Origin of the sequence: Pseudomonas sp. RIT623, from assembly GCF_004519305.1 — a bacterium.
Taxonomy (GTDB): domain Bacteria; phylum Pseudomonadota; class Gammaproteobacteria; order Pseudomonadales; family Pseudomonadaceae; genus Aquipseudomonas.
The window spans coordinates 1-24,545 of sequence record NZ_SOZA01000014.1; the positions used below are offsets into that span (position 1 = coordinate 1).

Below are 24,545 nucleotides of genomic sequence, written 5' to 3' on the forward strand. Positions count from 1 at the left end.
AGACGCGTAATACCGAGCTCTAAGCAATTGGGGCCGCTTTGCGGCCCCAGCAATCTCAGATCAGAACTCGACCTTGACCGCTTGCGAGGCGCGGGTCGCCTTGGCACGAGCGGTCTCGACCGACTCGTCACGCGCCAGGCACACGCCCATGCGCCGGGTGCCATTGATCTCTGGCTTGCCGAACAGGCGAATGGCGGTGTCCGGTTCGCTCAGCGCCGCACCGAGGTTGGCGAAGCTGGTCTGCTGCGACTGACCTTCAGGCAGGATCACCGCCGAGGCCGATGGACCGAACTGGCGCACAACCGGGATCGGCAGGCCGAGGATGGCTCGGGCATGCAGGGCGAACTGCGACAGGTCCTGGGAGATCAAGGTCACCAGGCCGGTGTCGTGCGGACGCGGCGAGACCTCGCTGAACCACACCTGGTCACCCTTGACGAACAGTTCCACACCAAACAGGCCACGACCGCCCAGCGCGTCGGTGACCGCCTGGGCCACCCGCTGCGACTCGGCCAATGCCTTCGGGCTCATGGCCTGGGGCTGCCACGACTCCTGGTAGTCGCCTTTCTCCTGGCGATGGCCGACCGGGGCGAGGAAAGTGGTGCCGCCAACATGGCGCACGGTGAGCAGGGTGATTTCGTACTCGAAATCGATGAAGCCCTCGATGATCACCCGGCCCTTGCCGGCACGACCGCCTTCCTGGGCATAGTCCCAGGCATTGCGCAGGTCATCGGCGCTGCGCAGCAGGCTCTGGCCCTTGCCCGACGAACTCATCACCGGCTTGACCACGCAGGGGTAGCCCAGGTCGGCGACCGCCTTGCTGTAGTCCTCGAAGGTATCGGCAAAATGGTACGGCGAGGTCGGTAGGTCAAGCTCTTCGGCGGCCAGGCGGCGGATGCCTTCGCGGTTCATGGTCAGCTGGGTGGCGCGAGCAGTGGGCACCACGTTGAAACCCTCGCTTTCCAGCTCGACCAGGGTGGCGGTGGCGATGGCTTCGATCTCGGGGACTATGTAATGCGGCTTCTCCGCTTCGATCACCGCACGCAGGGCAACCCCATCGAGCATGTTGATCACGTGGCTGCGGTGCGCGACCTGCATGGCCGGGGCATTGGCATAGCGGTCCACGGCGATCACCTCGACGCCCAGGCGCTGCAACTCGATCACCACTTCCTTGCCCAGCTCGCCGCAGCCGCACAGCAGTACACGGGTCGCGGTGGGCGACAATGGGGTTCCGATACGGGTCATTTCAGGTCCTCGAAGGCGTCCGGGGCCGCGCCACGCTGGCTGCCGCCCGCTGAAAAATGGACCGGTATTCTACATCAGGATGTGGCCACAGCGCGCCGTGCCCGCCAGGCCATGATCAACCACACCGCCGTGACCCCGGCGAACTTCGAGGCCATCGCCGTGCCGATCACCGCAGGCGTCAAGGCACCGATCATGCCGAAGAAGATGAAGGTGTCCACCGGGATGCTCAGCGCCGAGCTCAGCCACAGACGGTCACGCAGGGGGCGACGGGTGATGCTGAACACCAGCCAGTCGATCAGCTCGGAAACGAAGAACGCCGTGGCGCTGGCCAGGGCGATGGCTGGCTCCGAGGTGGCGTAGGAGAGCACCAGCGCCACCAGCATCGCCAACAGCGCGCCATGGCCATAGCGGGTCTGCACCATGTCGCGCAAGATGAACACCAACCCGCCCCAGGCGGACCAGATCACGTCCAGGTGCGGCGCACTGGAGAAGGCGTAGTTGATCAACACCACGCTGCTGATGTAGGCGATGAGATAGAACATGATGACTGTTTGGCTTGGGCAAGCCGGACAGATTAGCGTTGCCCCTATCGCGGGGCAAGCCCGCTCCCACGCGTTAATCCTCGCGAGAGCAGACTACAGGCCGATGATCAGCCCCGCCGCCGCCGCGCGCTGGTGACAGCGCTGCAACACCAGACGCCGCTCGGTGTTATCCATGCGGCCCCAGCGGGTGATCTCGTCCACCGTGCGCTGGCAACCAGTGCAGATATCCTGCTCGTCCAGCGCGCAGATGCTGACGCAGGGCGAGGCCACGGGGCGTTCGTCACTCATCGTCGACGACCAGCTCAGCCGCGTAGCGCTGGGCGTTGTGCACATAGTGCGCGGCGCTGGCCTCGAGCATGCGTTTCTGCTGCTCGGTAAGCTCACGCACCACCTTGCCCGGCGAGCCCATCACCAGCGAACCATCGGGGATCTCCTTGCCCTCGGCGATCAGCGCGTTGGCGCCAATGATGCAGTGCTTGCCGATACGCGCACCGTTGAGGATCACCGCATTGATGCCAATCAGGCTGTAGTCGCCCACGTCGCAGCCATGCAGCATGGCGTTATGGCCGATGGTCACGCCCTTGCCGATGTTCAGCGGCGAGCCCATGTCGGTGTGCATCACCGTACCGTCCTGGACGTTGCTGTCCTCGCCGATGTCGATCAGCTCGTTGTCACCACGCAGTACCGCGCCGAACCACACGCTGGCACGGGCCTGCAGGCGCACCTTGCCGATCAGCGTGGCGTTGGGCGCCGTCCAACTGCTGGGGTGGGTCTCGACGCGCAGGTCGCCCAGGCGGTATTTCATGTATCGCTCCTCACGGTATAAGGCCAGTGGCGGGGTCGGCCCCGCTCAGTACTTGATGAAACGCTCGGGGGGCTGGTGCAGGCTGATGCCAGCATCGAACAACAGGTTGACCAGCTCGACGATCATGATCGCCGACAGCCCCCAGATCTTGTAGTCGCCGTAACGGTAGCTGGGCACATACCAACTGCGGCCCTGGTAGTCGATGCGGTGGGTGTGGTCGCGTGGGTCCTGGCGGAAAAAGGCCAGCGGCACGCTGAAGACGGCGGCGATTTCCGCATCGTTGGCGCGGTATTCGACGTAGTCGGGGATCAAGCCGACGAACGGTGTCACCTTCAGCCCATGCAACGATACCAGCGGGCTGAGTGGCCCGATCACCTCGACCAACCCTGGCGGCAGGCCGATTTCCTCCTCGGCTTCGCGCAGAGCGGTGAACACCAGGTCCGGATCTTCCGGGTCGCGCCTGCCACCGGGGAAGGCTACTTCGCCACCATGGGTGGACAACCCCTTGGCACGTAAGGTCAGGACCAGCTCGGGCTCTTCGCTGCGGGTAATGGGCAGCAGCACCGCCGCTTCAGGGAAACGGTGATCCGTCTCCAGTGACGCGGGGGTATGGTTGCTCATTCGGCGAAGAAGCTCGTCCAGCATTACGCACTCTCGATTCCAAGGCCTGCCCTGCATGATGCACCAAAGCCGCAAGGCACCCAAGCCCCGACCGGGGCGCGCTTGCGGTGGCCGGGCCGGGCGCGCCAAGATAGCCCGACCCCACAGGAATGAATAAAGCATGAAATTCTGCAGCGCGTGCGGCCAACCGGTCACCCAGCGGATCCCCGAAGGCGACAGCCGTCTGCGGTATGTCTGCGATCACTGCCGGACCATCCATTACCAGAACCCCAATATCGTCGCCGGGATACTGCCCACCTGGGGCAGCCAGGTGCTGCTGTGCCGGCGCGCCATCGAACCGCGCCGAGGCTTCTGGACCCTGCCCGCCGGTTTCATGGAGAACGGCGAGACCCTGGAGCAGGCCGCCCGTCGCGAAACCGTCGAGGAAGCCTGCGCCCGGGTCGCTGAAACGCACCTGTACCAGCTGTTCGATTTGCCGCACATCAACCAGGTGCATGTGTTCTTCCGCGCCGAACTGAGCGACCTGGACTTCGCCATAGGCGTCGAGAGCCTGGAGGTGCGCTTGTTCGAGGAACAGCAGATCCCATGGGCCGAGCTGGCTTTCCGCACCGTCACACGCACACTAGAATGCTACTATCGCGACCGCATCAGGCAGCACTACCCGATTGGCCATGAATACCTGCCGCCGATGAACGTCGCGTCGTCCACCACCTAAGTTTTCAGGGATACGGTTTCATGCGCTGGCTGCTCGCCCTCTTCTGCCTCAGTGTCGCCTCGGTGTCGCAAGCGGCCTTCACCGAGACCATCATCCGCAAGACGCCTTCGGCGCAGCCGTCGCCGGTGCAGCCGGCCGCCACTGCCGCGCCGCAGGAGCGCCTGATCGACAAGGTGCTGGTGATCAAGTCCGAGCGCCGCCTGCAACTGATCAGCCGTGGCGAGCCGCTCAAGACCTACCGCATCTCGCTGGGCAAGCAACCCAAGGGCGCCAAGGAGCGCGAGGGCGACAAGAAGACCCCCGAGGGCCTGTACTGGCTGGACTGGCGCAAGGTCAGCGACCGCTACAACCTGGCCATGCACATTTCCTATCCGAACATCAGCGATGCGGCCAAGGCGCGCAGCGAGGGGGTCGCCGCTGGCAGCATGATCATGATCCACGGCACGCCGATCAACGAGGAGTACCCGGAATGGTACTTCCACACCCTCGACTGGACCGAAGGCTGCATCGCCATGCGCAACGACGACATGCGCGAGGTATGGAGCATGGTCAAGGACGGGACGATGATCGAGATTCGGCCCTGATCGCTCTCGACGGTATTCGATAACAACAAAGGCCTGCCCTGCTCACACATGGCGGGCCTTTTCGTTCAACTTGTCGCTAAGGCTTACCTGGTATAGAAGCGAGGAAATCATCCAACTGCTTCTTGTTGCGGGCAGTTTCCTCCCGCTCGGCTTGCGATACCCAGCGGTATTGAGGCGGGGTCACGGGGAGTGCGGCTCCCGATGGCAAATCAAAGCGCCTGAGCCAGGCGTTGCTCAAAAACTGATTCATCCGCACCTCCCCTGCAATGGAGCCATAGTGCAACGCCCCCAGATCCGCTACTCGCAGGCACTTGATAGTTTCGTTGACTCTCACATAGTGCTCAGGTCGCTCATCGACTCCGACTTTCCACAGCACCGGCCAATCGCCAGCCCGAATCAGCGTGCCTGAAGGCAATGCGTGGACGCCAATTCTTGTATCATTCAACGCCTTCGACAGCTCGTCATTTGTGCCTAACTTGCTCATCCACGCGCCATTGAGATAGCTATACCAATTCAAATTGCTATAGCCCGCCCGCCAGCCTGGATGCCCCCGAGGTCGAACGATATCCAGCCCTTGATATGCGTTCGCCACCTCGAACTCGATATGCTGAAAATCCTCCCACTGGTAGGTATGTTGTACGCCCAGGCCAGCCGCCGCATGCAACGGCTCAAGCAAACGGCACATTTCATTGAGCAACTCATCAAATCGCGCCTTTCTTCCCTCAAGGATTTCCTCTACAGGAAGATAAAATCGCAAGGTCGTCAGGCTACCGTGGATGTCCTCCATCCAACCTGCAGGCGAATAGCCATCGATCATGTAGTCCGGTACTGTTGCAAAACCCTCCGCAGAGGCCCAGCGAAAGGCAAGTGGCTCAGCGAATCCATCTCCCGCCAAGTAGGCCAGCGTCACCTTCGAATTTTGTGCTGAATAGTCATGCACCTGCAGGTCATCGGCACCTATGTATCCCCACTTCAGATGCGCACCGTGGTGACGGCAAAAAATATCCACGGCCTGGACAATCCGCTGCCGCCCTTCAGGCGTATATGCTTTTGTGATGTGAAAGGCAGCCACGAGTCCCACATTGATAACGACGGCCTCTTCGTCCAATTCGTCGTAATAAACGAAGTCCTCACGCCAGCGCTCAAATGCATCAACAAATAATTTTTCATTCATCAATGTTCACCGTTGCATTCTCCCAGAGGACATATGACGTTGCAGAATCCGACAGTTGATAGTCGCGCCAATCCGTTGTTCCACGCGCGTCGTTCCGGGCTCCTGTATCAAGTGCTGTAGCGAACACAGGTGCGGATGCCAGGGGCGCAGCAGGTAGGACTTTACGAAAAACCGCCTCCAGCACAGCTCGATATGACACCGCCTGACCTGCGCTTTTGGCGATCATCGTTCCTGTGTCTTCCTGCATCAATCCGAAGAAGACGAAGCATCACAGACTAAGCAGACAAAGGGCTTTTTTAAACAAACCAATCGGTTATTAATAGGCCTCAATCGCATGAAAATTCTTACAGCTCAGCGACAGTGCCAGACCTTTCGAGTTGATGGATTCGAATAAATCAATAACGCCTTCGAGCACGACTCACCAGCGAACCTCCCGCTGCCCCCGCACGGCGTCCCCGCCCAGCCACTGCACACTGCGCAACACCGGCGTCAGCGCCGCGTCAGGCTGCACCTCGATGTTCAAGCGCGCCCGCCGCGCCAGCAGGTCGGCATCCAGCGCCAGCGCATGCTGCCCAGCCAGCCCCAGGTTGCCTGTCAATCGCCACCCGCCCTGGCAGGTCATTTCGATCGCGCCCTGGCCCAGGCCCAGCGACCAGGGCTCGGCCAGGGCCAGGTCATTCACCGTGATTCGTCCACTCGCCGCCTGGCACACCCGCCCCGCGCCCTGTACCTGCAACGCCCCTTGCCAGTGCCCGGCCAGACGATAGCCCTGCGCCGTGCTGGCTTGCCCACCCAGCGTCGCAAGGCTACCCTGCCAGCGCCAGGGCCAGCCGCTGATACGCGCCTGCCATCCCTGCCCCTGGAAGCTGAACGCGATATGCGCCTGCATGCGCCATGGCTGCAGTTCCCACCTCAGTGGTCCGACCGCTCCCCACTGGCTCGCCTGCCCCTGCCACAGGCTACCGACCACGCCTTGCGCCGGCAGCCCCAGCCAACTGACCGGCAGCTCGGCCAGCACAGTCAGGCAGAACACCAGGCACAGCCAGGCCGCGCCGCGCCGGGTCATGGCCGCACCTGTACAACGAAACGCAAGCCATCAGCTTCGCGCGCCAACGCCCATTGCAGCGGCTGCGCGCCGTCTTCACGCAGGGCTTGCAGCCAAGCTTGCAGGGCCTGGGCCTGGGTAACCTTGCCACGAACCTGCCAGCCCTCACCTTCGGGCTGCACCTCGTCCAGGCCGATGCCTCGGGCCTGGGCCGACTGGCGCAGACGCTCCAGGCTCAGCTTTGGCGACGCGCGCAGCCCAGCCACCGACTCGGCGAGCACCCGCCACTGTTGCAAGTCGCGCCAGTAGCCCAAGCCCTCGCGCAGCGCCAAAGCAAACACCAGCAGCGCCACCACCCCCCACGCCAGCGACAGCCGCTGGCGCTGCAACCATTGCCGATTCATGACGCTGCTCCCAGCTCGAACACCACCTGGCGCGCATCGTCCTCGACCCGCACCTGCGCGCCAACCGCCTCGGCCATCGCCTGCCAGGGCGCCGCCTCGCCCTCCCCATCGAGGGACAACCGCCAACGCTGGCCGTCGTAGTCCAGCGCACGCAATCGCCAAGCGGGGTGATCGGCCAGCCAACCCTGCACATGGGCTTGCAAGCCCTCGAGCTGGGCCAGACGCACCTGAGCGTCCTGCTGAGCCTCGCGCAGCCGCCTGAGGGCCTGGGCCGCCTGGCCTGGCGTGGCTCGCTCAGCGGTCAGCGCCAATACCTGATCGCGGTACAGCTGGGCCTGACGCCACTGCTGGGTGCACCACAGCCCACTCCAGGTGGTGGCCAGTAGCAGGCAGGCCACTGCCAGGCGCTGCTGGGCAGTAGACCAGCGAGGGCGCGCACGGACGCGGCGAGCCTCGAACAGGCCTGGCAAGCCATCGAGGCGGGCCAAGGTCTGCGGCCAGTTGCCCGTCACGCTGCGTCTCGTCCCTTGCAAGCCGTCCAACGCAGGCATCATGCCTAGTTGCCGAGGCCAGGCCAGCCAATGTGCCCTGCCCTGCTCATCGCGCCCTTGATAAAGCTCCGTTTCCCCACGCCGCCACTGCCAGACTTCGCCCTGCTCGGGGTCGGGCAACAACTGAAACTCAGCCCAGCAGCGCTCCAGCGCCAAACCCCACGCTTCGCATTGCCCACGCCATTGGGCCACCAACAGGTTGCTGACTGCCCATAAGCGCAGCTGCCCGACGTGGCGACCGATGCTCGCGCACGCCACCTCGTCGCTGGCCTGAACCAGCCGCTCTTCAAGCAGCAAAGGCCACTCCTCACGCTTGAGCCCCGGCGGCGCGGCAAGCTGGAAATGGCTGCAATGCTCGGCGGGCACGATCAAGGCGACGCGCGACTCGAGCCCGACCGGGGGTTGGCCCCGGCCTTGTCGCGCCGCAACGCCCTGCTCGACCAGCAACCAATCCCAGACCGCGCCGGGACGTACCAGCAACCAAGACCGGGCCGGAACACGGCGTCGCCAATCAAGTTTCATGAACGTCCCCAAGGCAGAACGAAAGTGCAGGCAAAGGGTGCTCCATCACGGACTAACTCCACGCGCACGCCACGTCCGGGGTGCGTCGGTTGATCGGAAGGCCAGGCCAGCCAACGGCCGGACTGGTAATAGAGGACGCCCATGGCGCTGACCCGTTCCAGGCGCTCACGCGCCACCCAATGGGGCAGCGATGCCGCATACAGGTCCGCCGAGGTTTCCAGTAGCAGGCGTTGCTCACGCGCCTCGAAACGCAGGCGCTGGCGCTGCAGACGCGAACCGCCCTCGGCCTGCGGCCAGGCCGCGGCGGCCACCCATAGCAGTTGCTGGCGGTCGGGCTGCCAGTCGAACCAGCGCACCGCCAGCGGCAGGCGCTGCTCGTACAGACGGCGCAGCAGCGGGCTGTCGAAGCGCCGCTCCAGGGCCAGGCAGAAGTCCAGCACGCCGGTTTCCCGAACCTGCTCATCGAGCCGCTCGCGCACCTTCAGCCAGCCGTTGACCAGCGCCGCCAGCATCACCCCGAGCAAGGCCGTGAGGGCCAGGGCCACCAGCAGTTCGATCAGGGTCATGCCCGCCTGGCGCCGTTTCATGGCCGCTCCAGGAACACAGTGAACTGCCCCAGCGGCAGGCGCTGGTCACGATCGGCATGCAACAGCAGTTCGCCACGGCGCAGGTCGCGCACATTGGTACGGCGCAACTGCAACTGCCAATGACAGGCCTGCCCGCCCTGCACCAGCACGCCGTTGTCCTGGTTGCTCGCTGGCCAATACTGCTCGACCACGAAGCGTGCCTGCAGCTCACGGGCGCACAGCAGGCCCAGGCGATGCTGCTGCACGGTTTCCTGGACCGCCAGGCGCTGGCGCAGGACCTGGCTGGTAATCACCGCCAGGACGGCGGCGATGCCCAGGGCCACGCTCACCTCCAACAGGGTGAAGCCGCGTTGCCGGCGCTTCATGGCATCGCGCTCACGCGCAACTGCCCGCCGCGGTCCCAGTCCCAGCGCTGACCGCCCTCGGCCCAGCGCCAGCGCACAGTGCCCGGGCGTGACCAGCCATCGGGGGTGAACAACAGCGCTGGCGCCTGGCTGGCTGCCCAGTCCGGCCGCAGGCCCTTGGGCCAATCACCCAGTGCCACGCTTTCCACCTGCCAGTGCTCGCCTTGCCGACGGACGAACTCGGGGCGTTGGCCGTTCCAGCGCAGCCCGCGCAACTGCCCGGCATGGCGCGCCAGGTCAGCCTGGGCCACGGTGGCGGCAGCCAGGCGATCGAGTGCTTGGTCGACACTGCTTCTGCCGCTGTCGAGCCAGGCCACGGCCAGGCTGGTCATCAAGGCGGCGATGGCCAGCACCACCAGCAGTTCGAGCAGGCTGAAACCGCGCTGGAGGGAGTGGGCCTCATGCTTGATCAACTCAGAGCGCCCAGTTGCCCAGATCGGCATCCAGCCCTTCGCCGCCCGGCACGCCATCGGCGCCCAGCGAATACACATCGACCCGACCATGCTCGCCGGGCATGCGGTACTGGTACGGGGTGCCCCACGGATCTTCCGGCAGGCGGCGGATATAGCCGTCACTGCGCCAACTGCGTGGCAGCGGTTCCTGGGTCGGCTTCTTCGCCAGCGCCGCCAGGCCCTGCTCGGTGCTGGGGAAACGCAGGTTGTCCAGGCGGTACATGTCCAGCGCCTGCTCCAGGGTCGCGAGGTCGGCCATGACTTTCTGCTTCATGGCCTTGTCCTGGTTGCCCAGCACGCTGGGCGCGACCACGGCGATCAGCAGGCCGATGATGAAGATCACCACCATGATTTCCATCAGCGTGAAGCCCCGCTGACGGTTAGCTCGTTGCAGCATCGATGTTCTCCTAGTCACAGTTGCAATCCCTGGTTGAGCTGCATGATCGGCAGCAGCACCGCCAGCACGATGAACAGCACCACGGCGCCCATCACCAGGATCATCAGCGGTTCGAACAGCGCCATGGCGGTGTCCACCTGGCGGGCGAAGCCGCGTTCCTGGTCGTCGGCCACCCGTTCGAGCATGTCGGCCAAGGTACCGCTGGCCTCGCCGCTGCCGACCATGTTCACCAGCAGCGGCGGAAATTCCCCGGCGTTGTCCAGCGCCCGCTGCAGGCTGGTGCCACCCTGAACCTGCTGGCGCACCTGCTCCATGGCCGCGCGGATGCGCCGGTTGCCGACCGTCTCGGTAGCCACCTGCAAGGCTTCGAGCAGGGCCACGCCGCTGCCGCAGAGGATCGCCAGGCTGCGCGCCAGGCGCGCGCTCTCCAGCACTTGCAGCAGCACGCCGATACGCGGTAGGCGCAGCAGCAGGTCGTCGCGGCGCAGGCACCAGTGCGGCTTGCGCAGCAGCCAGCCGCCCACCAGCGTGGCCAGGATCGCCAGTGCCAGCAGATAGGGGCCGGCCTGCACCAGCCCCTGGCTCAAGCCGATCAGTAGCGACGTGATCAAAGGCAGGCTCTGCCCGGAGTGGGCGAACTGCTCGGTGAGCTTGGGCACCACGAAGGTCATCAGGCCGACCACCACGGCCAGCGACACGCCCATCAGCACCGCCGGGTAGATCAGCGCGGTGCGTGCCTTGTGGCGCTGGCGCTGCATTTGTTCGAGATGATCTGCCAGACGGCTCAGTACCTGACCAAGGCGCCCGGACCGCTCGCCGGCCTCGACCAGCGCGCAATACAAACCGGTGAACGGCGCGCCCTGTCGCGCCAGGCTACGCGCCAGCCCCAGGCCCTCGGCGAGGGAACCGCGCAAGGCCACCAGCACCGCGTGCAAGGCCGGCTGGCGCAGTTGCCGCTCCAGTGTGGCAAGGGCATCGACCAGGGGGATGCCAGCGCCAACCAAGGTCGCCAATTGGCGGGTCAGCTCGCACAGTTGGCCGCGGGTCGGGCGCTGACGACGTGGCTGGGCGCTGTCGTGACGTTGCAAGTGCCGGGTGAACAGCCCCTGCTCGCGCAGCAATTGCCGCGCATGGCGCTCGCTGTCGGCCTGCACGCTGGCCTTGTGCGTCTTGCCGGCAAGATCCACGGCCTGGTAGCGATAGGTCGGCATGGCTAGCCCTGCACCACGCGCAGCACTTCGGCCAGGCTGGTCTCGCCACGGGCCAGGCAGTCGCGGGCCTCAGCCACCAGGCTCTGCCGGCGGCCATCCAGGTAGGCCTGCATGGCCAGTTCGCTCTCGCCGTCGTAGAGCAAGGCAACCAAGCCAGCATCCAGCTCGATGAACTCGTACAGCCCCAGCCGGCCGACATAGCCGCTGCCCTGGCAGTGCTCGCAGCCAACCGGGTGAAAGCTTTCGCGCAGGCTGCCCAACTCCGGCCACAGTTCACGCTCGGCGCTTTGCAGCGGCTGCGCCACCGCGCAGGTGCACAGGCGCCGCACCAGGCGCTGGGCCAGCACCCCACGCAGGCACGAGGCAATCAGGAACGGCTCGATGCCCATGTCGCGCAGGCGGGTCACCGCGCCGACGGCACTGTTGGTATGCAGGGTCGACAGCACCAGATGCCCGGTGAGGCTGGCCTGCACGGCGATCTGCGCGGTCTCCTGGTCGCGGATCTCGCCGAGCATGATCACGTCCGGGTCCTGGCGCAGGATGGCGCGCAAGCCACTGGCAAAGGTCAGCCCGGCACGCGGGTTGATGGCGGTCTGACCGATGCCGGCGATGGCGTACTCCACCGGGTCCTCGACGGTGAGGATATTGCGGCTGCCGTCATTCAGGCTGTTGAGGCTGGCGTACAGCGTGGTGGTCTTGCCCGAACCGGTGGGGCCGGTGGACAGCACGATGCCGTTGAGCCGTGCCAGGCATGAACGCACGCCACGCAGCACCGCGGCGGGCATGCCCAGGTTGTCCAGCGCCAGCAGGCTGGCCTGCTTGTCGAGCACGCGCATCACCACCCGCTCGCCATGGATGCCGGGCAAGGTCGAGACCCGCACATCCACCTCGCGCCCGGCGGCGCGCAGGGTGATACGGCCATCCTGGGGCTGGCGCTTCTCGGCGATATCCAGCCGCGCCATGACCTTGATCCGCGACACCAGCATCGCCGACAACGCCCGTGGCGGGCGCAGCACCTCGCGCAGATGACCGTCGATGCGCAGGCGCACCACCAGGCTCTGCTCGAAGGTTTCGATATGGATGTCTGAGGCGCGCAAACGCAGGGCCTGGCCGAACAGGCCATTGATCAGGCGGATCACCGGCGCTTCGTCATCGCTTTCCAGCAGGTCCTCGATGCGCGGCATCTCGCTCATCAGGCTGTCCAGGTCGACCTGCTCGCCGATGCCTTCGATCAAGGCCTGGTTCGCCGCCTCGCCGGCCTGGTAAAGCTGGCCGAGGCGCTCGTCGAAGCGCGCGCTGTCGAGCTGCTCGATGCCTACCGGCTGGCCATGCACGCGCAGCAGTTCCTGCAATTGGTCACTGTCGGCGTCGCCGCGCAGCCACAGCTGCCAGCCGTTTTCAGCCGGTGCCATGGCCACCCCGCTCTGCCGTGCCAGGCGATATGGCAGCATCACCAGTCACCGCCTTCAAGGCGTGCCCGACTGGCGGGAAACACCTGCAGAAGCGGCAGGCCTTCAGCCAAGGCAGGCAGCTTGAGCGGACTGTTCTGCTGCAGGCTCTGGTACTTCTGCTGGCTGATCCCGGCCAGGCTCTCGCCGTCACGCAGGATACGCGGGCGGATGAACACCATCAGGTTCTGCTTCGTGTTCTTGCTGGCGTCGGAGCGGAACAGCCGGCCCAGGTAGGGAATATCGCCCAGCAGCGGCACGCGCTGATTACTGGTGGCCAGCTCGTCGCTGATCAGCCCGCCAAGGATCACCAGGCCGTTGTCCTCGACCATGACCTTGGTCTTGATCTCGCGCTTGTTGGTAATCACGTCGCTGGCGGCGCTGGAGTCGGCGATCGACGACACCTCCTGGACGATGTCCAGGCGCACGCTGTCGTCGATGCTGATCTGCGGCTTGATGCGCAGCTTCACCCCGACTTCCTTGCGCTCGATGGTCTGGTAGGGATTGGCGTTGTTCTGGGTGACCGAGCCGGTGACGAACGGCACCTCCTGCCCGACCAGTATCGATGCCTCGGCGTTGTCCAGGGTCAACAGGGTCGGCGTGGACAGCAGGTTGAAGCCGCTCTTGCCCTTGAGTGCGTTGACCAGCATGGCAAAGTTGAAACCGCCGCCGAAGTGGCCGATACCGGCGGTGGCGCCAGTGGTGGCCGACAGCAGCTTGCCGAGTTTCTCGTTGTCGCCGCTGCTGGCGGCCCCGGCGATGCTGGCGATGTTCACCCCGTTGCCGCCGAAGTTGACGATGCCAGCGCCGAATTTCTCGTCGGCGAACAGCCACTGCACGCCCAGTTCCTGGGCGCTGCTGTCGGAGACCTCGGCGATGATCGCCTCGACCACCACCTGCGCCCGGCGAATGTCCAGCTGCTCGACGATGCTGCGGTAGGCGGCCAGCTCGCTGTCGGGGCCAACCATCACCACGGCGTTGGTGCCTTCCTCGTACTCCAGGCGGATACCCGAGTCGCTGGCCGCCGGCACCGGCGCATCCTTGCCCTCGCCTTCCGCCGCCGGCACCGTGCCAGCCTGGCTCAGGCCGCGCAACACCTTGACCACCTCGGCGGCATTGGCGTGGCGCAGATAGATGACCTGGGTGTTGCTGCTGCGCAGACTGTCGCTGGGCCGGTCGAGCTGCACCAGCAGCGCCCGCACCCGCTCCCGGCTGTCGGCGCTACCGCGTACCAGCAGGGCATTGCTGCGCGGATCGGCGACCACCTGGGCGGCATCGCTGCCCTGCTCGCGGGCCAGCAGGCGGGTCACCAGGCCAGCGGTGTCGGCAGCGCTGGCGTGCTTGAGCGGCATCACCTGCAACGGCTCGTCGCTGACCTGGTCGAGCTGGCGCAGCAGGCTGTCGATGCGCTCCAGGTTACTGCGCCAGTCAGTGACCACCAGCAGGTTGGCCGCCGGATACGGGGTGATCACCCCGACCCGTGGGTCGATCAGCGGCTTGAGGATACCGAGCATCTGTTCGCTGGCGGCGTTGCGCACATTGAACACACGGGTGGCCACGCCGTCGCTGCCTTCGGCCTTCTTGCCGGCGGTTTCCACCGGCACCGGCTCCAGGCGCGCGGCTTGGTCGGGGACGATCTTCACGCTACCGTTGGGCAGGTCCACCGCGGCAAAACCCTGGGCTCGCAACTGTGCAAGGAAGATGTCGTAAATAGCGTCGGCGTCATGCCGATCCACCGTGCGCACGGTGACCTTGCCCTGTACCCGGGGGTCGACGATGAAGGTGGTGCCGGTGATGCGCGACACGCTGTCGATGAACTCACCGAGCTCGGTGTCGACGAAGTTCACCTCGTACAACGGCGTGCCGTCGTCGGCGAACACCTCCGGCTCTTCGGCCCGGGCCAGGGACATGCCGAGCATCAGCAGCCCGACCAGACAGTACCTTGCGATCATCATTCATCCTTGGCGCTTTAAGCCGGTCACGGCGGGGCGTGGTGGCCAGGGCAGGCGCTCGCGCCGGCCGTTGTTGTCGAAAATCAAGCCATCGGCGTCGATGTCCTGCAGCACGATGCCCGGCGCCAGGCGCTGGCCACGGCCGAGGGTGCGCACCTGTTGGCCGTGGCGCAGTACCACCACGCTGGCCGACAGCGGCTGGGCCTTGAGCCCGCCCAGGTAGGCCAGGGGCAGGCGGGTGAGCGGGATGCGGCCGTCGTCCAGCGGCGCCTGCCAATGCTCGACCAGCAAGCCGGGCAACGGCGCCAGTACCTGCTGGGGCGCGCTGGCCGGCTGCGGCTGGCGGCTCAGCAACAGCACGCACTGCGCCGCCAGCCAGCCGGCCAGGGTCAGCAGACCGAAGCTGAACAGCCGCGAGGTCACGCGGCCACCTGGTGCGGATGCCAACCGGGGTGGCCCTGCACGTAGCGCACGGCTGGCAGTTGCAAAGGCGCCAAGGCCCAGCCCGGAGTCTGTCGGCTCAGCCAGGCTTCCAACGTCTGCCACAGCGGCGCGCCGGCCTGGGCATCGAAATGCAGGCCGAAGGTACGGCACAGCCCTTCGACCGGTTGCAGGCCGATGATGCGCTTGCCGTTGGGGCTGTAGCTCACCTGCCAGTCCTGGCTTTGCCAGCGCGGCAGGTCCTGGCTGTTGTCCAGCAGCAACGGATCGCCGAACAGCTGCTCGGCGGCGTTTTCCAGCACCTGCTCGACCTGGCGCGCCGGGGCCTCGACCACCGGGGCGGGATAGCCGCCAGTCAGGCTGATCAGATGCTCGCGGGTGATCGCTTCACCGGCTTGCAGAGGGTAGTCGTAACGCAGACCGGGCAGCAGCACCGGCATGCTCGAGTCGTCGGCCAGGGCCTGGTGCAGCAGGCGGTCCCAGCTGCCGCCACGGGTATCGCGGCGCCACAGCGCCTCGGGGGCACGGGCCAGCGGCTGGTCGAGCCAGGCGGCATGGCCGCTGCGCTGGCGTTGCAACTCGCCGCGCACCTGGTTGGCGCGGGCCTGGGCTTGGGGGGCGAGGCTGTGCTCGAAGGCCGGGAAGAACCGCGCCTCGAACTGCCATTGGCCGCCTGCCTGGCGGCAGCGCAGGCGAAACGCGCCGCTGGCCCGGCAGCCAGCGAACAGTACCGGCACTCGGCAACCGCTGGCCTGAGTGGCCTGCACGGGCGCCGGCCACAGGTCCTGGCCACGGGCACACAGCAGCACATCCACCTCCGGCACGCGCTCGGCCAGCCACAGCCCAGGGCCGGTGCCGACATCCGCCAGCGCCACCACCAGGTCGGCCTCGCGCCGGGCTTGCTGGAAGCTCGGTTGCAAGGATTGGTACCACTGTTTGAGGGAGGCTTTCTGATCCTGCGCATAAGGGTCGGTGACGCCGACCACGGCAATGCGCACACCACCACGCTGGAACACCTGCAGCCCCTTGACGCCCAGGGCCTTGGCCTGGGCATCGGCCAGGCCGGCACCGAGGGTAATAGAGGAAGACTGGCGATAGAGCCCGGCACTGCGCTGCGGCCACAGCACACGCTCATCGCTGCTGACCCGCACCTCGCTGCCCAGCAACTGGCTGCCCTGCACACCGCTTTCACCTTGGGTGAGGTAGGCCAGGCCGCTGCCGTTCCAGCATTGGCCGTTCTCCAGGGTCAGGCACTGCTCGCGACCCGCCTCGAGCCGCAGTTGCTCGAGCAGCGCCGCCAACACCGCGTAGCCGCCGGTGCGGGCCTGCCCGGCCAGATTGGCATCGAGCAGTGGCGCCAGCGCCGGCTGTCCGGCGCTGGCGTTCGGACCACTCATCCAGGGCGCCCGGCCCAGGTGGCTGACCGGCCCCAGCCGTGTAGCCGGCACCACGGCCTGGCCGGGTTGGCGGGCGTCGAGGGTATCGGCGACATACAGCAAGTCCAGCGCCCGGTCAGCCGCGCCACGGGGCATGGGCAAGGCCGAGCAGGCACCGAGCAACGGTGCCAGGGCACCGACACCCATCCAGCTGATCACTTCGCGCCTGCTTGCCATCGACTCCGCCATCCCTGTTCTCGTTGGGCCCCGGATATTGCGGCGCTTGCGTGACAGTTTGATGGCAGAAAACCGACGGTAATTCCAAAAGGTACTTGATTAAACCTTTAGTAATAGCCGCAAGTTTTAAACGCGCGTTAACAAATCTGACAATCAATCATCATACTTGCCGTCTACAGTCGCGGTTTCCTTCAACTCAGCCAAAAAAGGACACCCTGATGAGTCGAGACAGCGGCGATAACCTGGACCGCAACCCGAGCGGCAACCTGCCGATGGCCAGTGTCATGGACACTTACCTGAGCCGTCGCGCCGTGGTTCGCGGCAGCCTCGGCGCCGCCATCGCCATGATCGCCGGTGCCGGCCTGAGCGGTTGCTTCGACAGCGGCGGTGGCTCCAACCACGATGATCCGGCACCGCCCACCACGCCAGAGAAACCCAAGCTCAAGCTGGGCTTCAACTCGATCACCGGCTCGCGTACCGACGCCTGCGTGGTCGCCGCCGGCTACAGTGCCTACGTGCTAGCCCCTTGGGGCACACCGCTGAACGCCACCGCCAACCCTTGGAAGGCCGACGGCAGCAACAGCTCCACCGACCAGGCCAACGCCATGGGCATGCACCATGACGGCATGCACTTCTTCCCCATCAACGGCAGCTCCAGCGACGGCCTGCTGGCGATCAACTTCGAGTACATCGACCCCGCCGCCCTGCACCCGAGCGGGCCCACCACCGTCGCCGGCAAACGCCCGGTCGAAGAGGTGCGCAAGGAGATCAACGCCCACGGCGCCGGCGTGGTGCGCATCAGCAAGGTCGCCGGGCGCTGGCAGGTGGTCGACAACGACCCGCTCAACCGCCGCTTCACTACCGTCTCGCTGATGGATATTGCCGGCCCGATGCGCGGCACCGACCACGTCAAGACCAAGTTCTCGCCCACCGGCACCCAGTGCCGCGGCACCAACAACAACTGCGGCAACGGCTACACCCCATGGGGCACCTACCTGACCTGCGAGGAGAACTGGCCCGGCATTTTCGTCAACAAGGGCACCCGCCCGGCCAACCAGGTGCGCATCGGCGTATCCAGCAGCAGCGGCCAGTACAAGTGGGAGACTGCCGCCGGTGACGCCAGCGAAGTGGCCGGCGAATTCGCCCGCTTCGACATCACCCCAACCGGCGCCAGCGCCACCGACGACTTCCGCAACGAAGCCAGCACCTACGGCTACATCGTCGAGATCGACCCCTACAACGCCGCCACCCTGGCCGTGAAGCGCACCGCCCTGGGCCGTTTCCGCCACGAAGGCTGCTGCCCGGGCCTGCCGGTGGCCGGCAAGCCGCTGGTCTGGTACACCGGCGACGACTCCAACAACGAGTACCTGTACAAGTTCGTCTCCGACGCGCTGTGGGACCCGGCCGACGCCAACCCGGCCGACCGCCTGGCCACCGGCGCCAAGTACCTGGACAAGGGCAAGCTGTATGTCGCCCGCTTCGATGCCAACGGCACCGGCGCGTGGCTGCTGCTCGACGTGGCCACCCCGACCACCGCCGGCAGCACCCTGGGGGCGCAGTTCGGCGACCTGCCGGGCATCATCCTCAACACCCGTGGCGCTGCCGACGCCGTGGGCGCCACACCGATGGACCGCCCCGAGTGGACTGCCGTCAACCCGCTCAACGGCGACGTCTACCTGACCCTGACCAACAACAGCGCACGCACCGCGGCCAAGGTCGATGCGGCCAACCCACGCGGGCCGAACCGCCACGGCCACATCATCCGCTGGCACGACAGCGACGATCACAAGACCTTCACCTGGGACATCTTCGTGTTCGGCGCCAACGCCGCCGGCACCCCAGACATCAACCGCTCGGGCCTGACCGAACTGAACCAGTTCGCCAGCCCCGACGGCATGAGCTTCGATAGCCGCGGTGTGTTGTGGTTCGAGACCGACAATGGCGAGGCCACCTTGACCAGCTACACCAACGACCAGTTGCTGGCGGTGATCCCCACCGACCTGGTGGATGCCAACGGCAAGCAGATCCCGGTCAACGCCACCAACCAGGTGGACCTGCGCCGCTTCTTCGTCGGGCCCAATGGTTGCGAGGTAACGGGCATTACCTTCACCCCGGACAACAAGACCATGTTCGTCAACATCCAGCACCCGGACAACTGGCCGAGCACCGACAAGGCCACCGACGTCACGCCGGCCGGCAGCTCGGTGCGGCCACGGGCCTCGACGGTGGTGATCCAGCGTGATGATGACGGGGAGATCGGCACCGCCTGATTCGCCCCAAGCGCAGGGCCGCTCCCTCAAGGGTTTGCGTACACCTTGTGGGAGCGACTGTCTTGCTCAACTGCTAAAGCTAGCGCGGTCACTGTAGGAGCGGCCTTGCGTCGCGAAAGGGCTGCGCAGCAGCCCCGGCGATTTTGATGGTGGCTCAGAATCTGGGGCCGCTGCGCGCCCCTTTCGCGACGCAAGGCCGCTCCTACACAGATTGCGCACAACCTGCGATTGTCTGCTACCAGGCCACCGGCTCCCGCCCTCTGACCCGTACCTGCTGCGCCGGCACCCGCGCATGCCATTGCACCACGCCCAGTGCCTCGATCTGGAACTGGCTGCGCAGCGTGCGCCCCTCTTCCTCGAACGACAGTTGCAGGACGAAATGGCCGCTGTTGAGCAACAACCCTTCGCTTAGCCGGGCGAAGGTCTCGTCATCCACCGCCCCCAGCGCCTGGCGCAAGGCCGCGGCATCGACATACCCGGCAGCCGGGCGGCCACTGATCACGCGGCTGAGTATCGAACGGGAGAACTGTCCTTCGTACATCGCCTCCAGCAATGGCAAGTGCTCCAGCCCCAAGGCATTGGCATTGAGCCGCCAGCCGCTGGTCGATGGCAGCGCGCAAAGCATTCGATAGCGGCCTTGCCGACCACTGTCCGGCTCCAGCAGCAGGTTCAGTTCACTGGTGTCGAGCATAGGCTGGTTGGCCGCCAGTCGCGGTGGTTGCTGGCGCAGGTACTGGGCGCTCTCGGCGCCCTGCAGACGAGCATCGCTGTCGGCATCCAGCCAGTCGGCAAGGACATCGACCAGCCGTTCGGCAGCCATGTCATCGCCCAACAGCTGGCGCAACTGGCGCTCGGCCCGTGGGCCATCCTCCCCCAGCAGGGCGTTGACGTTGAAGCAGCTGTGCTGGTCGATCACCCGCAACTGCGCCTCGCCGGCGCCAAAGTCGTAGGCCAGCGGCTGCCCGCGAAGGGCCTGCCAGAACAGCGGGCTGGCGCGCCAGGCCGGATCACGCAGGGCCTGGGAGGCATAGGCCAGGCCAGCCTGCTCCATGGCGCGCACCTGCACCCGCTGGTGCAGCAGGCGCACCGCGTCCACCTGGCGCCGGCCATCCTCCACCAGCCAGGCCAGCCCCGCCGCCAGCATCGCCAGCACCACCAGCACCATCAGCAGTGCCGCGCCCCGTTGTCGCCTGCGCCCCATCCTTGTCTTCCCGTGGCCGCTGAAAGCGCCAGTCAACACGCCGGTTGTTGCAGGCACATGGCAGTCATGTGCCCGTCATCTGCGCAGGGCAGGATTGGCCTTCCTTTTTCTTTGACCTGACAGGAGTGGTCTTACATGGGTGGCATCGGAATCTGGCAATTGGTGATCGTGCTGTTGATCGTCTTCCTGCTGTTCGGCACCAAGCGTCTCAAGGGGCTGGGCGCTGATGTGGGCGAGGCGATCCAGGGCTTTCGCAAGTCCATGGGCGGCACTGCCGACAACACTGTCGAGCAACAGCCGCAGGTGCTGAACAATCAGCCGGCGCAGCAGACGCAAACGGATCGTCAGGCCTGATGTTCGAGATCGGCTTCACCGAACTGCTGTTGGTGGGCATCGTCGCCCTGCTGGTGCTCGGCCCCGAGCGCCTGCCGGTGGCGGCGCGTAGCCTGGGCCGTGGGCTGGGCCAGGCCCGTCGGGCACTGAATGCGTTGAAGGCGCAGGTGGAACGGGAGATCGACATGCCCGCCCTGGATGCCGCGCCGTTGCAGCGCCTGGAGCAGGAGCTGCGCCAAGGTATCCAGCTCGACGCGACGCCGGCCAATGACCCGACGCCAGTCGCCCATGCCAAGGAGAGCGCTTGATGCCCCTCGCTCTCGACCAGGCGGCGCGCATGCCGCTGACCGATCATCTGCGCGACCTGCGCAAACGCCTGGTGCGCTGCCTGCTGGTGATCGTGCTGGTGTTCTGCGGGCTGTTCTCCTTTGCCCAGACGCTGTACACGCACATTTCCGAACCGCTGCGCCGTTACCTCCCCGAAGGCGCCAGCATGATCGCCACCAGCGTCACCTCGCCGTTTCTGGCGCCGTTCAAGCTGACGGCGATGTGCGCGCTGTTCGTTGCCATGCCGCTGTTGCTGCACCAGGCCTGGGGCTTCATCGCCCCGGGGCTGTATCGCCGCGAACGGCGCATCGCCTTGCCGTTGCTGCTGTCGAGCATCGTGCTGTTCTACGGCGGCATGGCGTTCGCATTCTTCTTGGTGTTTCCGATGATGTTCGGCTTTTTCGCCAGCGTGACCCCGGAAGGGGTGGCGATGATGACCGATATCGGTTTGTACCTGGACTTCATCCTGGCGCTGTTTTTGGCGTTCGGCCTGGCCTTCGAGATCCCGGTGGCGACCTTCATCGTGGTCTGGGCAGGGCTCACTGACGTGGCCACGCTACGCCGCAGCCGGCCCTATGTGATTGTCGGCTGCTTCGTGGTGGGGATGGTCCTGACGCCACCGGATGTATTTTCCCAGACGATGCTGGCGGTGCCGATGTGGCTGCTGTTCGAGGTGGGGTTGCTGGCGTGCGGGGTGGTGCGCAGGGCTGGGTAGACCGATGGATTGCCAGGGCTGCTGCGCAGCCCTGAATCAAAAAATGAGATTCCTGATCAGACCAGTGGTATTGACCTGGTATTAAAGTGGTATTAATTTTCTACCAAACAACAATACCGGACACCGCCCATGCGTCCTCTATCGGCCCTGCGCCCCGACGACACCAGCGCCACCCCGCTCTACCTGCAGCTGGCACGCAACCTGGAGCAGGCCATCCACGCCGGCCAGTGGACCGCCGACCAGGCGCTACCCTCGGAGCGCACCCTCAGCGAAACCCTCGACATCTCCCGGGTCACCGCGCGCAAGGCGCTTGAGGTGCTGCTCGAACAAGGCCTGATCCAGCGCATCCAGGGCTCCGGAACCTTCATCACCCCACGCCTCGAACAACCCCTGTCACGCCTGTCGAGCTTCAGCGAAATGCTGCGCATGAAAGGCTTCGTGCCCAGCTCGCAGTGGCTGGAGCGCAGCATCGGCACGCCAAGCAGCGACGAACTGATCCGCCTCGGCCTGTCGCCCACTGACCAGGTGGCCCACCTCAAGCGCCTGCGCAAGGCCGACGACATCGTCATGGCGGTGGAGGTCAGCACCCTGCCCGCCCGCCTGCTTGGTGACCCACAGGCCATCGGCGATTCGCTGTACCAGCACCTCGACCAACTCGGCCGCCCGGTGGTCCGCGCCCTGCAACACATCCGCGCGATCAACGCCAGCGACGAACTGGCCGCACAGGTGGGCATCGCCCCCGGCACCGCCATGCTGCTGATGACCCGGATCGGCTACCTCGACGACAACACCGCCATCGAACTGACCGACACCTACTGCCGCAACGACTACTACGACTTCGTCGCCGAACTGCGACGCTGACCGGAGCCCCCATGGACATCGCCAACATCCTCACCCCCGACGGCTGGGTGTGCGGCCAACTGCACCTCGAAAACGGCCGCATACAGGCCATCGAGGGCACCCCGTGCGACCCGCTGGCCAACGACCTGCCCTACCTGTTGCCCGGTTTCATCGACCTGCATGTGCACGGCGGCGGCGGCAGCGACATCATGCAGGGCGGTGAGGCCTTCGCTACCATCGCCCGCACCCATAGGCGCTTCGGCACCACCTCGCTGCTGGCCACCACCATGACCGCGCCACGCGAGGAACTGGCCCGCGTACTGGCCGAACTGGGCGCGCACCTCAAGCAACCGCGCCAAGGCGCGCGCATTCTCGGCGTGCACCTGGAAGGCCCGTACATCAACCCCGGCAAGCTCGGCGCTCAGCCGAACTTCGCCCACCAGGCGCTGCTCGACGAAGTCGAGGAATACCTGGCACTGGCGCCGATCAAGGTCATCACCATCGCCCCGGAAATCGCCGGGCACCTGCCGCTGATCCAGGCCTTGAGCCAGCGTGGCATCCGCCTGCAGATCGGCCACACCCTGGGCAGCTACGAGGAAGGCGTGGCGGCCCTGGAGGCCGGCGCCAGCAGCTTCACCCACCTGTACAACGCCATGAGTCCGCTGCACCACCGCGAGCCGGGCATCGTCGGCGCGGCCCTGGCCCACGCCCGCTACGCCGAGCTGATCCCCGACCTGCTGCATGTGCACCCCGGGGCGATCAAGGTGGCCCTGCGCGCGATCCCGTGCCTGTACTGCGTCACCGACTCCACCGCCGCCGCCGGCATGCCCGACGGCGAATACCGCCTGGGCAGCCACACCGTGACCAAGTGCCTGGGCGGCGTGCGCCTGCCCGACGGCACCCTGGCCGGCAGCACCCTGACCATGGACCAGGCCCTGCGTAACCTGGTGAAGATTGGCCTGCCCCTGGCCGAGGCCTCCGCGCGCCTGTCCCGCTACCCCGCCGATTACCTCGGCATCGCCGACCGTGGCCGCCTGCAACCGGGCGCCTGGGCCGACGCGGTGCTGCTCGATCGCCAACTGAACCTGACCGCCGTGATGGTCGAAGGAGAAACCGCATGAGTTCAAGGATGCTCGAAGAAGCCCGCAGCTGCGCCGATGTCGTCGAACGACAGAACCAGGCCCTGGACCCGCGCCTGGAAACCCTGAGCGAACAGCTGCGCCGGCTCGACCCGCAGGTGGCGCTGACCGTGGCCCGGGGCAGCTCGGACCACGCCGCCAGTTACTTCGCCTATGTCGCCATGCAGCAACTCGGCCTGCCGGTGGCCTCGCTGCCGATGTCGGTGGTGACCTTGCAGCAGGCGCCGCTGCGGGTGCGCGGCCAGGTGGCGCTGGGCTTCTCGCAGTCGGGCCAAAGCCCGGACCTGGTCGACAGCCTACGTCGCCTGAACCAGTGCGGCGCGACCACCGTGTCGCTGGTCAATGCCGAGGGCTCGCCGCTGGAGCAGGCCTGCCAGCACCACCTGCCGCTGGGCGCCGGCCCCGAGCTGTCGGTGGCGGCGACCAAGAGCTTCGTCGCCACCCTGAGCGCCAGTGCTCGCCTGGTCGCCCATTGGGGCCAGGACCACGCCCTGCTGGCAGCCGGCCTTGCCCTGCCCGCGCAATTGCGCGAGGCCGCCGCCCAGGACTGGAGCCCGGCCCTCGACACCTTGCGTGACGCCGAACGGCTGATGGTGATCGGCCGTGGCGCCGGCTTTGCCATCGCCCAGGAAGCGGCGCTCAAGTTCAAGGAAACCTCGGTGATCCAGGCCGAGGCCTTCAGCAGCGCCGAGGTGCGCCACGGCCCCATGGCGCTGATCGACGCCCAGTACCCGCTGCTGGTGTTCGCCCCGCGCGGCGTCGAGCAGGCCGGCCTGCTGCAACTGGCCGCCGACATGCGCCAGCGCGGCGCCCATGTGCTGCTGGCGGCACCCGCCGATATCGCCGGGCGCGACCTCACCCTGAGCTGCGCCGAACACCCGGCCCTGGACCCGCTGCTGGCGATCCAGAGCTTCTACGTCATGGCCGCGGCCCTGGCCGAGGCCCGTGGCCTCGACCCCGACCAGCCGCGCCACCTGAGCAAAGTGACCTGCACGCAGTGAAGCCGCGAG

The 24,545-nt window shown here is 66.2% G+C and carries 28 protein-coding genes; 9 read left to right on the plus strand and 19 right to left on the minus strand.

All coding sequences use genetic code 11. The annotated features are described in order from the left end of the window. Window positions 1-60: 60 nt before the first annotated feature. The 5 genes from purT to E3U47_RS11905 all read right to left on the minus strand — a co-directional run bounded on the left by purT (window position 61) and on the right by E3U47_RS11905 (window position 3,234). Window positions 61-1,242: a formate-dependent phosphoribosylglycinamide formyltransferase gene (purT, locus tag E3U47_RS11885; protein WP_134691633.1), complete on the minus strand. Its 1,182-nt coding sequence runs from the start codon at window positions 1,240-1,242 to the stop codon at window positions 61-63. Between the two features lie 74 nt (window positions 1,243-1,316). Beyond that, window positions 1,317-1,784: a VUT family protein gene (locus tag E3U47_RS11890; protein ID WP_134691634.1), complete on the minus strand. Its 468-nt coding sequence runs from the start codon at window positions 1,782-1,784 to the stop codon at window positions 1,317-1,319. Between the two features lie 93 nt (window positions 1,785-1,877). Then, window positions 1,878-2,072 (minus strand): DUF1289 domain-containing protein, encoded by a 195-nt coding sequence (locus E3U47_RS11895; protein ID WP_134691635.1) that lies wholly within the window; start codon window positions 2,070-2,072, stop codon window positions 1,878-1,880. Then, the gene (locus E3U47_RS11900; protein WP_134691636.1) at window positions 2,065-2,589 is read right to left on the minus strand and encodes a gamma carbonic anhydrase family protein; all 525 of its coding nucleotides are present in this window, start codon (window positions 2,587-2,589) and stop codon (window positions 2,065-2,067) included. The genes E3U47_RS11895 and E3U47_RS11900 overlap by 8 nt, the downstream gene beginning before the upstream one ends. A 45-nt stretch (window positions 2,590-2,634) precedes the next feature. After that, window positions 2,635-3,234, minus strand: coding sequence for a CoA pyrophosphatase (locus tag E3U47_RS11905; protein ID WP_134691637.1), 600 nt, complete (start codon window positions 3,232-3,234; stop codon window positions 2,635-2,637). A 136-nt stretch (window positions 3,235-3,370) separates the two neighbouring features. Between E3U47_RS11905 and E3U47_RS11910 the strand changes: the two genes are divergently transcribed. Both E3U47_RS11910 and E3U47_RS11915 read left to right on the plus strand, forming a co-directional pair. Then, on the plus strand, window positions 3,371-3,925 hold the full coding sequence (locus tag E3U47_RS11910; RefSeq protein ID WP_134691638.1) for an NUDIX hydrolase: 555 nt from the start codon (window positions 3,371-3,373) through the stop codon (window positions 3,923-3,925). 20 nt (window positions 3,926-3,945) lie between these two features. Beyond that, window positions 3,946-4,509, plus strand: coding sequence for a murein L,D-transpeptidase family protein (locus tag E3U47_RS11915; protein WP_134691639.1), 564 nt, complete (start codon window positions 3,946-3,948; stop codon window positions 4,507-4,509). A gap of 76 nt (window positions 4,510-4,585) precedes the next feature. Here the strand turns inward: E3U47_RS11915 and E3U47_RS11920 are convergent, their stop codons facing one another. The 13 genes from E3U47_RS11920 to E3U47_RS11980 form a co-directional block, all read right to left on the minus strand. After that, on the minus strand, window positions 4,586-5,683 hold the full coding sequence (locus E3U47_RS11920) for a type VI immunity family protein (RefSeq protein WP_134691640.1): 1,098 nt from the start codon (window positions 5,681-5,683) through the stop codon (window positions 4,586-4,588). Between the two features lie 418 nt (window positions 5,684-6,101). Further along, window positions 6,102-6,749: a general secretion pathway protein GspN gene (locus tag E3U47_RS11925; protein ID WP_134691641.1), complete on the minus strand. Its 648-nt coding sequence runs from the start codon at window positions 6,747-6,749 to the stop codon at window positions 6,102-6,104. Further along, window positions 6,746-7,132: a type II secretion system protein GspM gene (gene gspM, locus E3U47_RS11930; protein WP_134691642.1), complete on the minus strand. Its 387-nt coding sequence runs from the start codon at window positions 7,130-7,132 to the stop codon at window positions 6,746-6,748. Before gspM ends, E3U47_RS11925 begins: the two co-directional genes overlap by 4 nt. Continuing rightward, window positions 7,129-8,205: a GspL/Epsl periplasmic domain-containing protein gene (locus E3U47_RS11935; protein WP_134691643.1), complete on the minus strand. Its 1,077-nt coding sequence runs from the start codon at window positions 8,203-8,205 to the stop codon at window positions 7,129-7,131. Before E3U47_RS11935 ends, gspM begins: the two co-directional genes overlap by 4 nt. Then, on the minus strand, window positions 8,202-8,792 hold the full coding sequence (locus tag E3U47_RS11940; protein WP_134691644.1) for a prepilin-type N-terminal cleavage/methylation domain-containing protein: 591 nt from the start codon (window positions 8,790-8,792) through the stop codon (window positions 8,202-8,204). The genes E3U47_RS11935 and E3U47_RS11940 overlap by 4 nt, the downstream gene beginning before the upstream one ends. Then, window positions 8,789-9,157: a type II secretion system protein gene (locus E3U47_RS11945; RefSeq protein ID WP_134691645.1), complete on the minus strand. Its 369-nt coding sequence runs from the start codon at window positions 9,155-9,157 to the stop codon at window positions 8,789-8,791. The genes E3U47_RS11940 and E3U47_RS11945 overlap by 4 nt, the downstream gene beginning before the upstream one ends. Next, complete coding sequence (gspH, locus tag E3U47_RS11950; protein ID WP_256660266.1) at window positions 9,154-9,609, minus strand: type II secretion system minor pseudopilin GspH; 456 nt, start codon at window positions 9,607-9,609, stop codon at window positions 9,154-9,156. The genes E3U47_RS11945 and gspH overlap by 4 nt, the downstream gene beginning before the upstream one ends. Before the next feature lies 1 nt (window position 9,610). After that, on the minus strand, window positions 9,611-10,045 hold the full coding sequence (gene gspG / locus E3U47_RS11955; RefSeq protein ID WP_134691647.1) for a type II secretion system major pseudopilin GspG: 435 nt from the start codon (window positions 10,043-10,045) through the stop codon (window positions 9,611-9,613). A 14-nt stretch (window positions 10,046-10,059) separates the two neighbouring features. Beyond that, entirely contained in the window at window positions 10,060-11,256 is a 1,197-nt protein-coding gene (gene gspF, locus E3U47_RS11960; protein WP_134691648.1) for a type II secretion system inner membrane protein GspF, read from the minus strand. A 2-nt stretch (window positions 11,257-11,258) separates the two neighbouring features. Continuing rightward, window positions 11,259-12,707 (minus strand): GspE/PulE family protein, encoded by a 1,449-nt coding sequence (locus E3U47_RS11965; RefSeq protein ID WP_134691721.1) that lies wholly within the window; start codon window positions 12,705-12,707, stop codon window positions 11,259-11,261. Beyond that, window positions 12,707-14,656 carry a type II secretion system secretin GspD gene (gene gspD, locus E3U47_RS11970; protein ID WP_134691649.1) on the minus strand — a complete coding sequence of 650 codons (1,950 nt, stop codon included), beginning with the start codon at window positions 14,654-14,656 and terminating at the stop codon, window positions 12,707-12,709. The genes E3U47_RS11965 and gspD overlap by 1 nt, the downstream gene beginning before the upstream one ends. 3 nt (window positions 14,657-14,659) lie before the next feature. Further along, window positions 14,660-15,079, minus strand: a complete 420-nt coding sequence (locus E3U47_RS11975) for a pilus assembly protein PilZ (RefSeq protein ID WP_134691650.1) — start codon at window positions 15,077-15,079, stop codon at window positions 14,660-14,662. Next, on the minus strand, window positions 15,076-16,722 hold the full coding sequence (locus E3U47_RS11980) for a lipoprotein UxpA (RefSeq protein ID WP_134691651.1): 1,647 nt from the start codon (window positions 16,720-16,722) through the stop codon (window positions 15,076-15,078). Before E3U47_RS11980 ends, E3U47_RS11975 begins: the two co-directional genes overlap by 4 nt. A 206-nt stretch (window positions 16,723-16,928) precedes the next feature. On the opposite strand from E3U47_RS11980, the gene E3U47_RS11985 reads away from it, so the two are divergent. Further along, on the plus strand, window positions 16,929-18,980 hold the full coding sequence (locus E3U47_RS11985) for a PhoX family phosphatase (RefSeq protein WP_134691652.1): 2,052 nt from the start codon (window positions 16,929-16,931) through the stop codon (window positions 18,978-18,980). A gap of 235 nt (window positions 18,981-19,215) precedes the next feature. Here the strand turns inward: E3U47_RS11985 and gspK are convergent, their stop codons facing one another. Next, a complete protein-coding gene (gspK, locus tag E3U47_RS11990) occupies window positions 19,216-20,181 on the minus strand; it encodes a type II secretion system minor pseudopilin GspK (RefSeq protein ID WP_134691653.1) in 966 nt (321 codons plus the stop codon). A 135-nt stretch (window positions 20,182-20,316) separates the two neighbouring features. Here gspK and tatA point away from each other — a divergent pair, with 135 nt between their 5' ends. The 6 genes from tatA to E3U47_RS12020 all read left to right on the plus strand — a co-directional run bounded on the left by tatA (window position 20,317) and on the right by E3U47_RS12020 (window position 24,536). Then, window positions 20,317-20,535 carry a twin-arginine translocase TatA/TatE family subunit gene (gene tatA, locus E3U47_RS11995; RefSeq protein WP_134691654.1) on the plus strand — a complete coding sequence of 73 codons (219 nt, stop codon included), beginning with the start codon at window positions 20,317-20,319 and terminating at the stop codon, window positions 20,533-20,535. Beyond that, window positions 20,535-20,822 carry a Sec-independent protein translocase protein TatB gene (tatB, locus tag E3U47_RS12000; protein WP_134691655.1) on the plus strand — a complete coding sequence of 96 codons (288 nt, stop codon included), beginning with the start codon at window positions 20,535-20,537 and terminating at the stop codon, window positions 20,820-20,822. Before tatA ends, tatB begins: the two co-directional genes overlap by 1 nt. After that, window positions 20,822-21,556, plus strand: a complete 735-nt coding sequence (tatC, locus tag E3U47_RS12005; protein ID WP_134691656.1) for a twin-arginine translocase subunit TatC — start codon at window positions 20,822-20,824, stop codon at window positions 21,554-21,556. The genes tatB and tatC overlap by 1 nt, the downstream gene beginning before the upstream one ends. A 129-nt stretch (window positions 21,557-21,685) precedes the next feature. Then, window positions 21,686-22,417 carry a GntR family transcriptional regulator gene (locus E3U47_RS12010; protein WP_134691657.1) on the plus strand — a complete coding sequence of 244 codons (732 nt, stop codon included), beginning with the start codon at window positions 21,686-21,688 and terminating at the stop codon, window positions 22,415-22,417. An 11-nt stretch (window positions 22,418-22,428) separates the two neighbouring features. Continuing rightward, complete coding sequence (gene nagA / locus E3U47_RS12015) at window positions 22,429-23,517, plus strand: N-acetylglucosamine-6-phosphate deacetylase (RefSeq protein WP_134691658.1); 1,089 nt, start codon at window positions 22,429-22,431, stop codon at window positions 23,515-23,517. After that, window positions 23,514-24,536, plus strand: a complete 1,023-nt coding sequence (locus tag E3U47_RS12020) for an SIS domain-containing protein (RefSeq protein ID WP_134691659.1) — start codon at window positions 23,514-23,516, stop codon at window positions 24,534-24,536. Before nagA ends, E3U47_RS12020 begins: the two co-directional genes overlap by 4 nt. The last annotated feature ends 9 nt before the right edge of the window (window positions 24,537-24,545 follow it).

Coding starts and splice junctions, on each gene's coding strand:
- tatC (WP_134691656.1), top strand. CDS start 20,822: ATGCCCCTCGCTCTCGACCAGGCGGCGCGCATGCCGCTGACCGATCAT.
- gspM (WP_134691642.1), bottom strand. CDS start 7,132: ATGAATCGGCAATGGTTGCAGCGCCAGCGGCTGTCGCTGGCGTGGGGG.
- E3U47_RS11985 (WP_134691652.1), top strand. CDS start 16,929: ATGAGTCGAGACAGCGGCGATAACCTGGACCGCAACCCGAGCGGCAAC.
- E3U47_RS11900 (WP_134691636.1), bottom strand. CDS start 2,589: ATGAAATACCGCCTGGGCGACCTGCGCGTCGAGACCCACCCCAGCAGT.
- nagA (WP_134691658.1), top strand. CDS start 22,429: ATGGACATCGCCAACATCCTCACCCCCGACGGCTGGGTGTGCGGCCAA.
- E3U47_RS11910 (WP_134691638.1), top strand. CDS start 3,371: ATGAAATTCTGCAGCGCGTGCGGCCAACCGGTCACCCAGCGGATCCCC.
- E3U47_RS11890 (WP_134691634.1), bottom strand. CDS start 1,784: ATGTTCTATCTCATCGCCTACATCAGCAGCGTGGTGTTGATCAACTAC.
- E3U47_RS12020 (WP_134691659.1), top strand. CDS start 23,514: ATGAGTTCAAGGATGCTCGAAGAAGCCCGCAGCTGCGCCGATGTCGTC.
- E3U47_RS11980 (WP_134691651.1), bottom strand. CDS start 16,722: ATGGCGGAGTCGATGGCAAGCAGGCGCGAAGTGATCAGCTGGATGGGT.
- E3U47_RS11945 (WP_134691645.1), bottom strand. CDS start 9,157: ATGAAGCGCCGGCAACGCGGCTTCACCCTGTTGGAGGTGAGCGTGGCC.
- E3U47_RS11920 (WP_134691640.1), bottom strand. CDS start 5,683: ATGAATGAAAAATTATTTGTTGATGCATTTGAGCGCTGGCGTGAGGAC.
- gspF (WP_134691648.1), bottom strand. CDS start 11,256: ATGCCGACCTATCGCTACCAGGCCGTGGATCTTGCCGGCAAGACGCAC.
- tatA (WP_134691654.1), top strand. CDS start 20,317: ATGGGTGGCATCGGAATCTGGCAATTGGTGATCGTGCTGTTGATCGTC.
- purT (WP_134691633.1), bottom strand. CDS start 1,242: ATGACCCGTATCGGAACCCCATTGTCGCCCACCGCGACCCGTGTACTG.
- E3U47_RS12010 (WP_134691657.1), top strand. CDS start 21,686: ATGCGTCCTCTATCGGCCCTGCGCCCCGACGACACCAGCGCCACCCCG.
- gspK (WP_134691653.1), bottom strand. CDS start 20,181: ATGGGGCGCAGGCGACAACGGGGCGCGGCACTGCTGATGGTGCTGGTG.
- E3U47_RS11915 (WP_134691639.1), top strand. CDS start 3,946: ATGCGCTGGCTGCTCGCCCTCTTCTGCCTCAGTGTCGCCTCGGTGTCG.
- gspG (WP_134691647.1), bottom strand. CDS start 10,045: ATGCTGCAACGAGCTAACCGTCAGCGGGGCTTCACGCTGATGGAAATC.
- E3U47_RS11935 (WP_134691643.1), bottom strand. CDS start 8,205: ATGAAACTTGATTGGCGACGCCGTGTTCCGGCCCGGTCTTGGTTGCTG.
- gspD (WP_134691649.1), bottom strand. CDS start 14,656: ATGATCGCAAGGTACTGTCTGGTCGGGCTGCTGATGCTCGGCATGTCC.
- E3U47_RS11905 (WP_134691637.1), bottom strand. CDS start 3,234: ATGCTGGACGAGCTTCTTCGCCGAATGAGCAACCATACCCCCGCGTCA.
- E3U47_RS11925 (WP_134691641.1), bottom strand. CDS start 6,749: ATGACCCGGCGCGGCGCGGCCTGGCTGTGCCTGGTGTTCTGCCTGACT.
- E3U47_RS11940 (WP_134691644.1), bottom strand. CDS start 8,792: ATGAAACGGCGCCAGGCGGGCATGACCCTGATCGAACTGCTGGTGGCC.
- tatB (WP_134691655.1), top strand. CDS start 20,535: ATGTTCGAGATCGGCTTCACCGAACTGCTGTTGGTGGGCATCGTCGCC.
- E3U47_RS11965 (WP_134691721.1), bottom strand. CDS start 12,707: ATGCTGCCATATCGCCTGGCACGGCAGAGCGGGGTGGCCATGGCACCG.
- E3U47_RS11895 (WP_134691635.1), bottom strand. CDS start 2,072: ATGAGTGACGAACGCCCCGTGGCCTCGCCCTGCGTCAGCATCTGCGCG.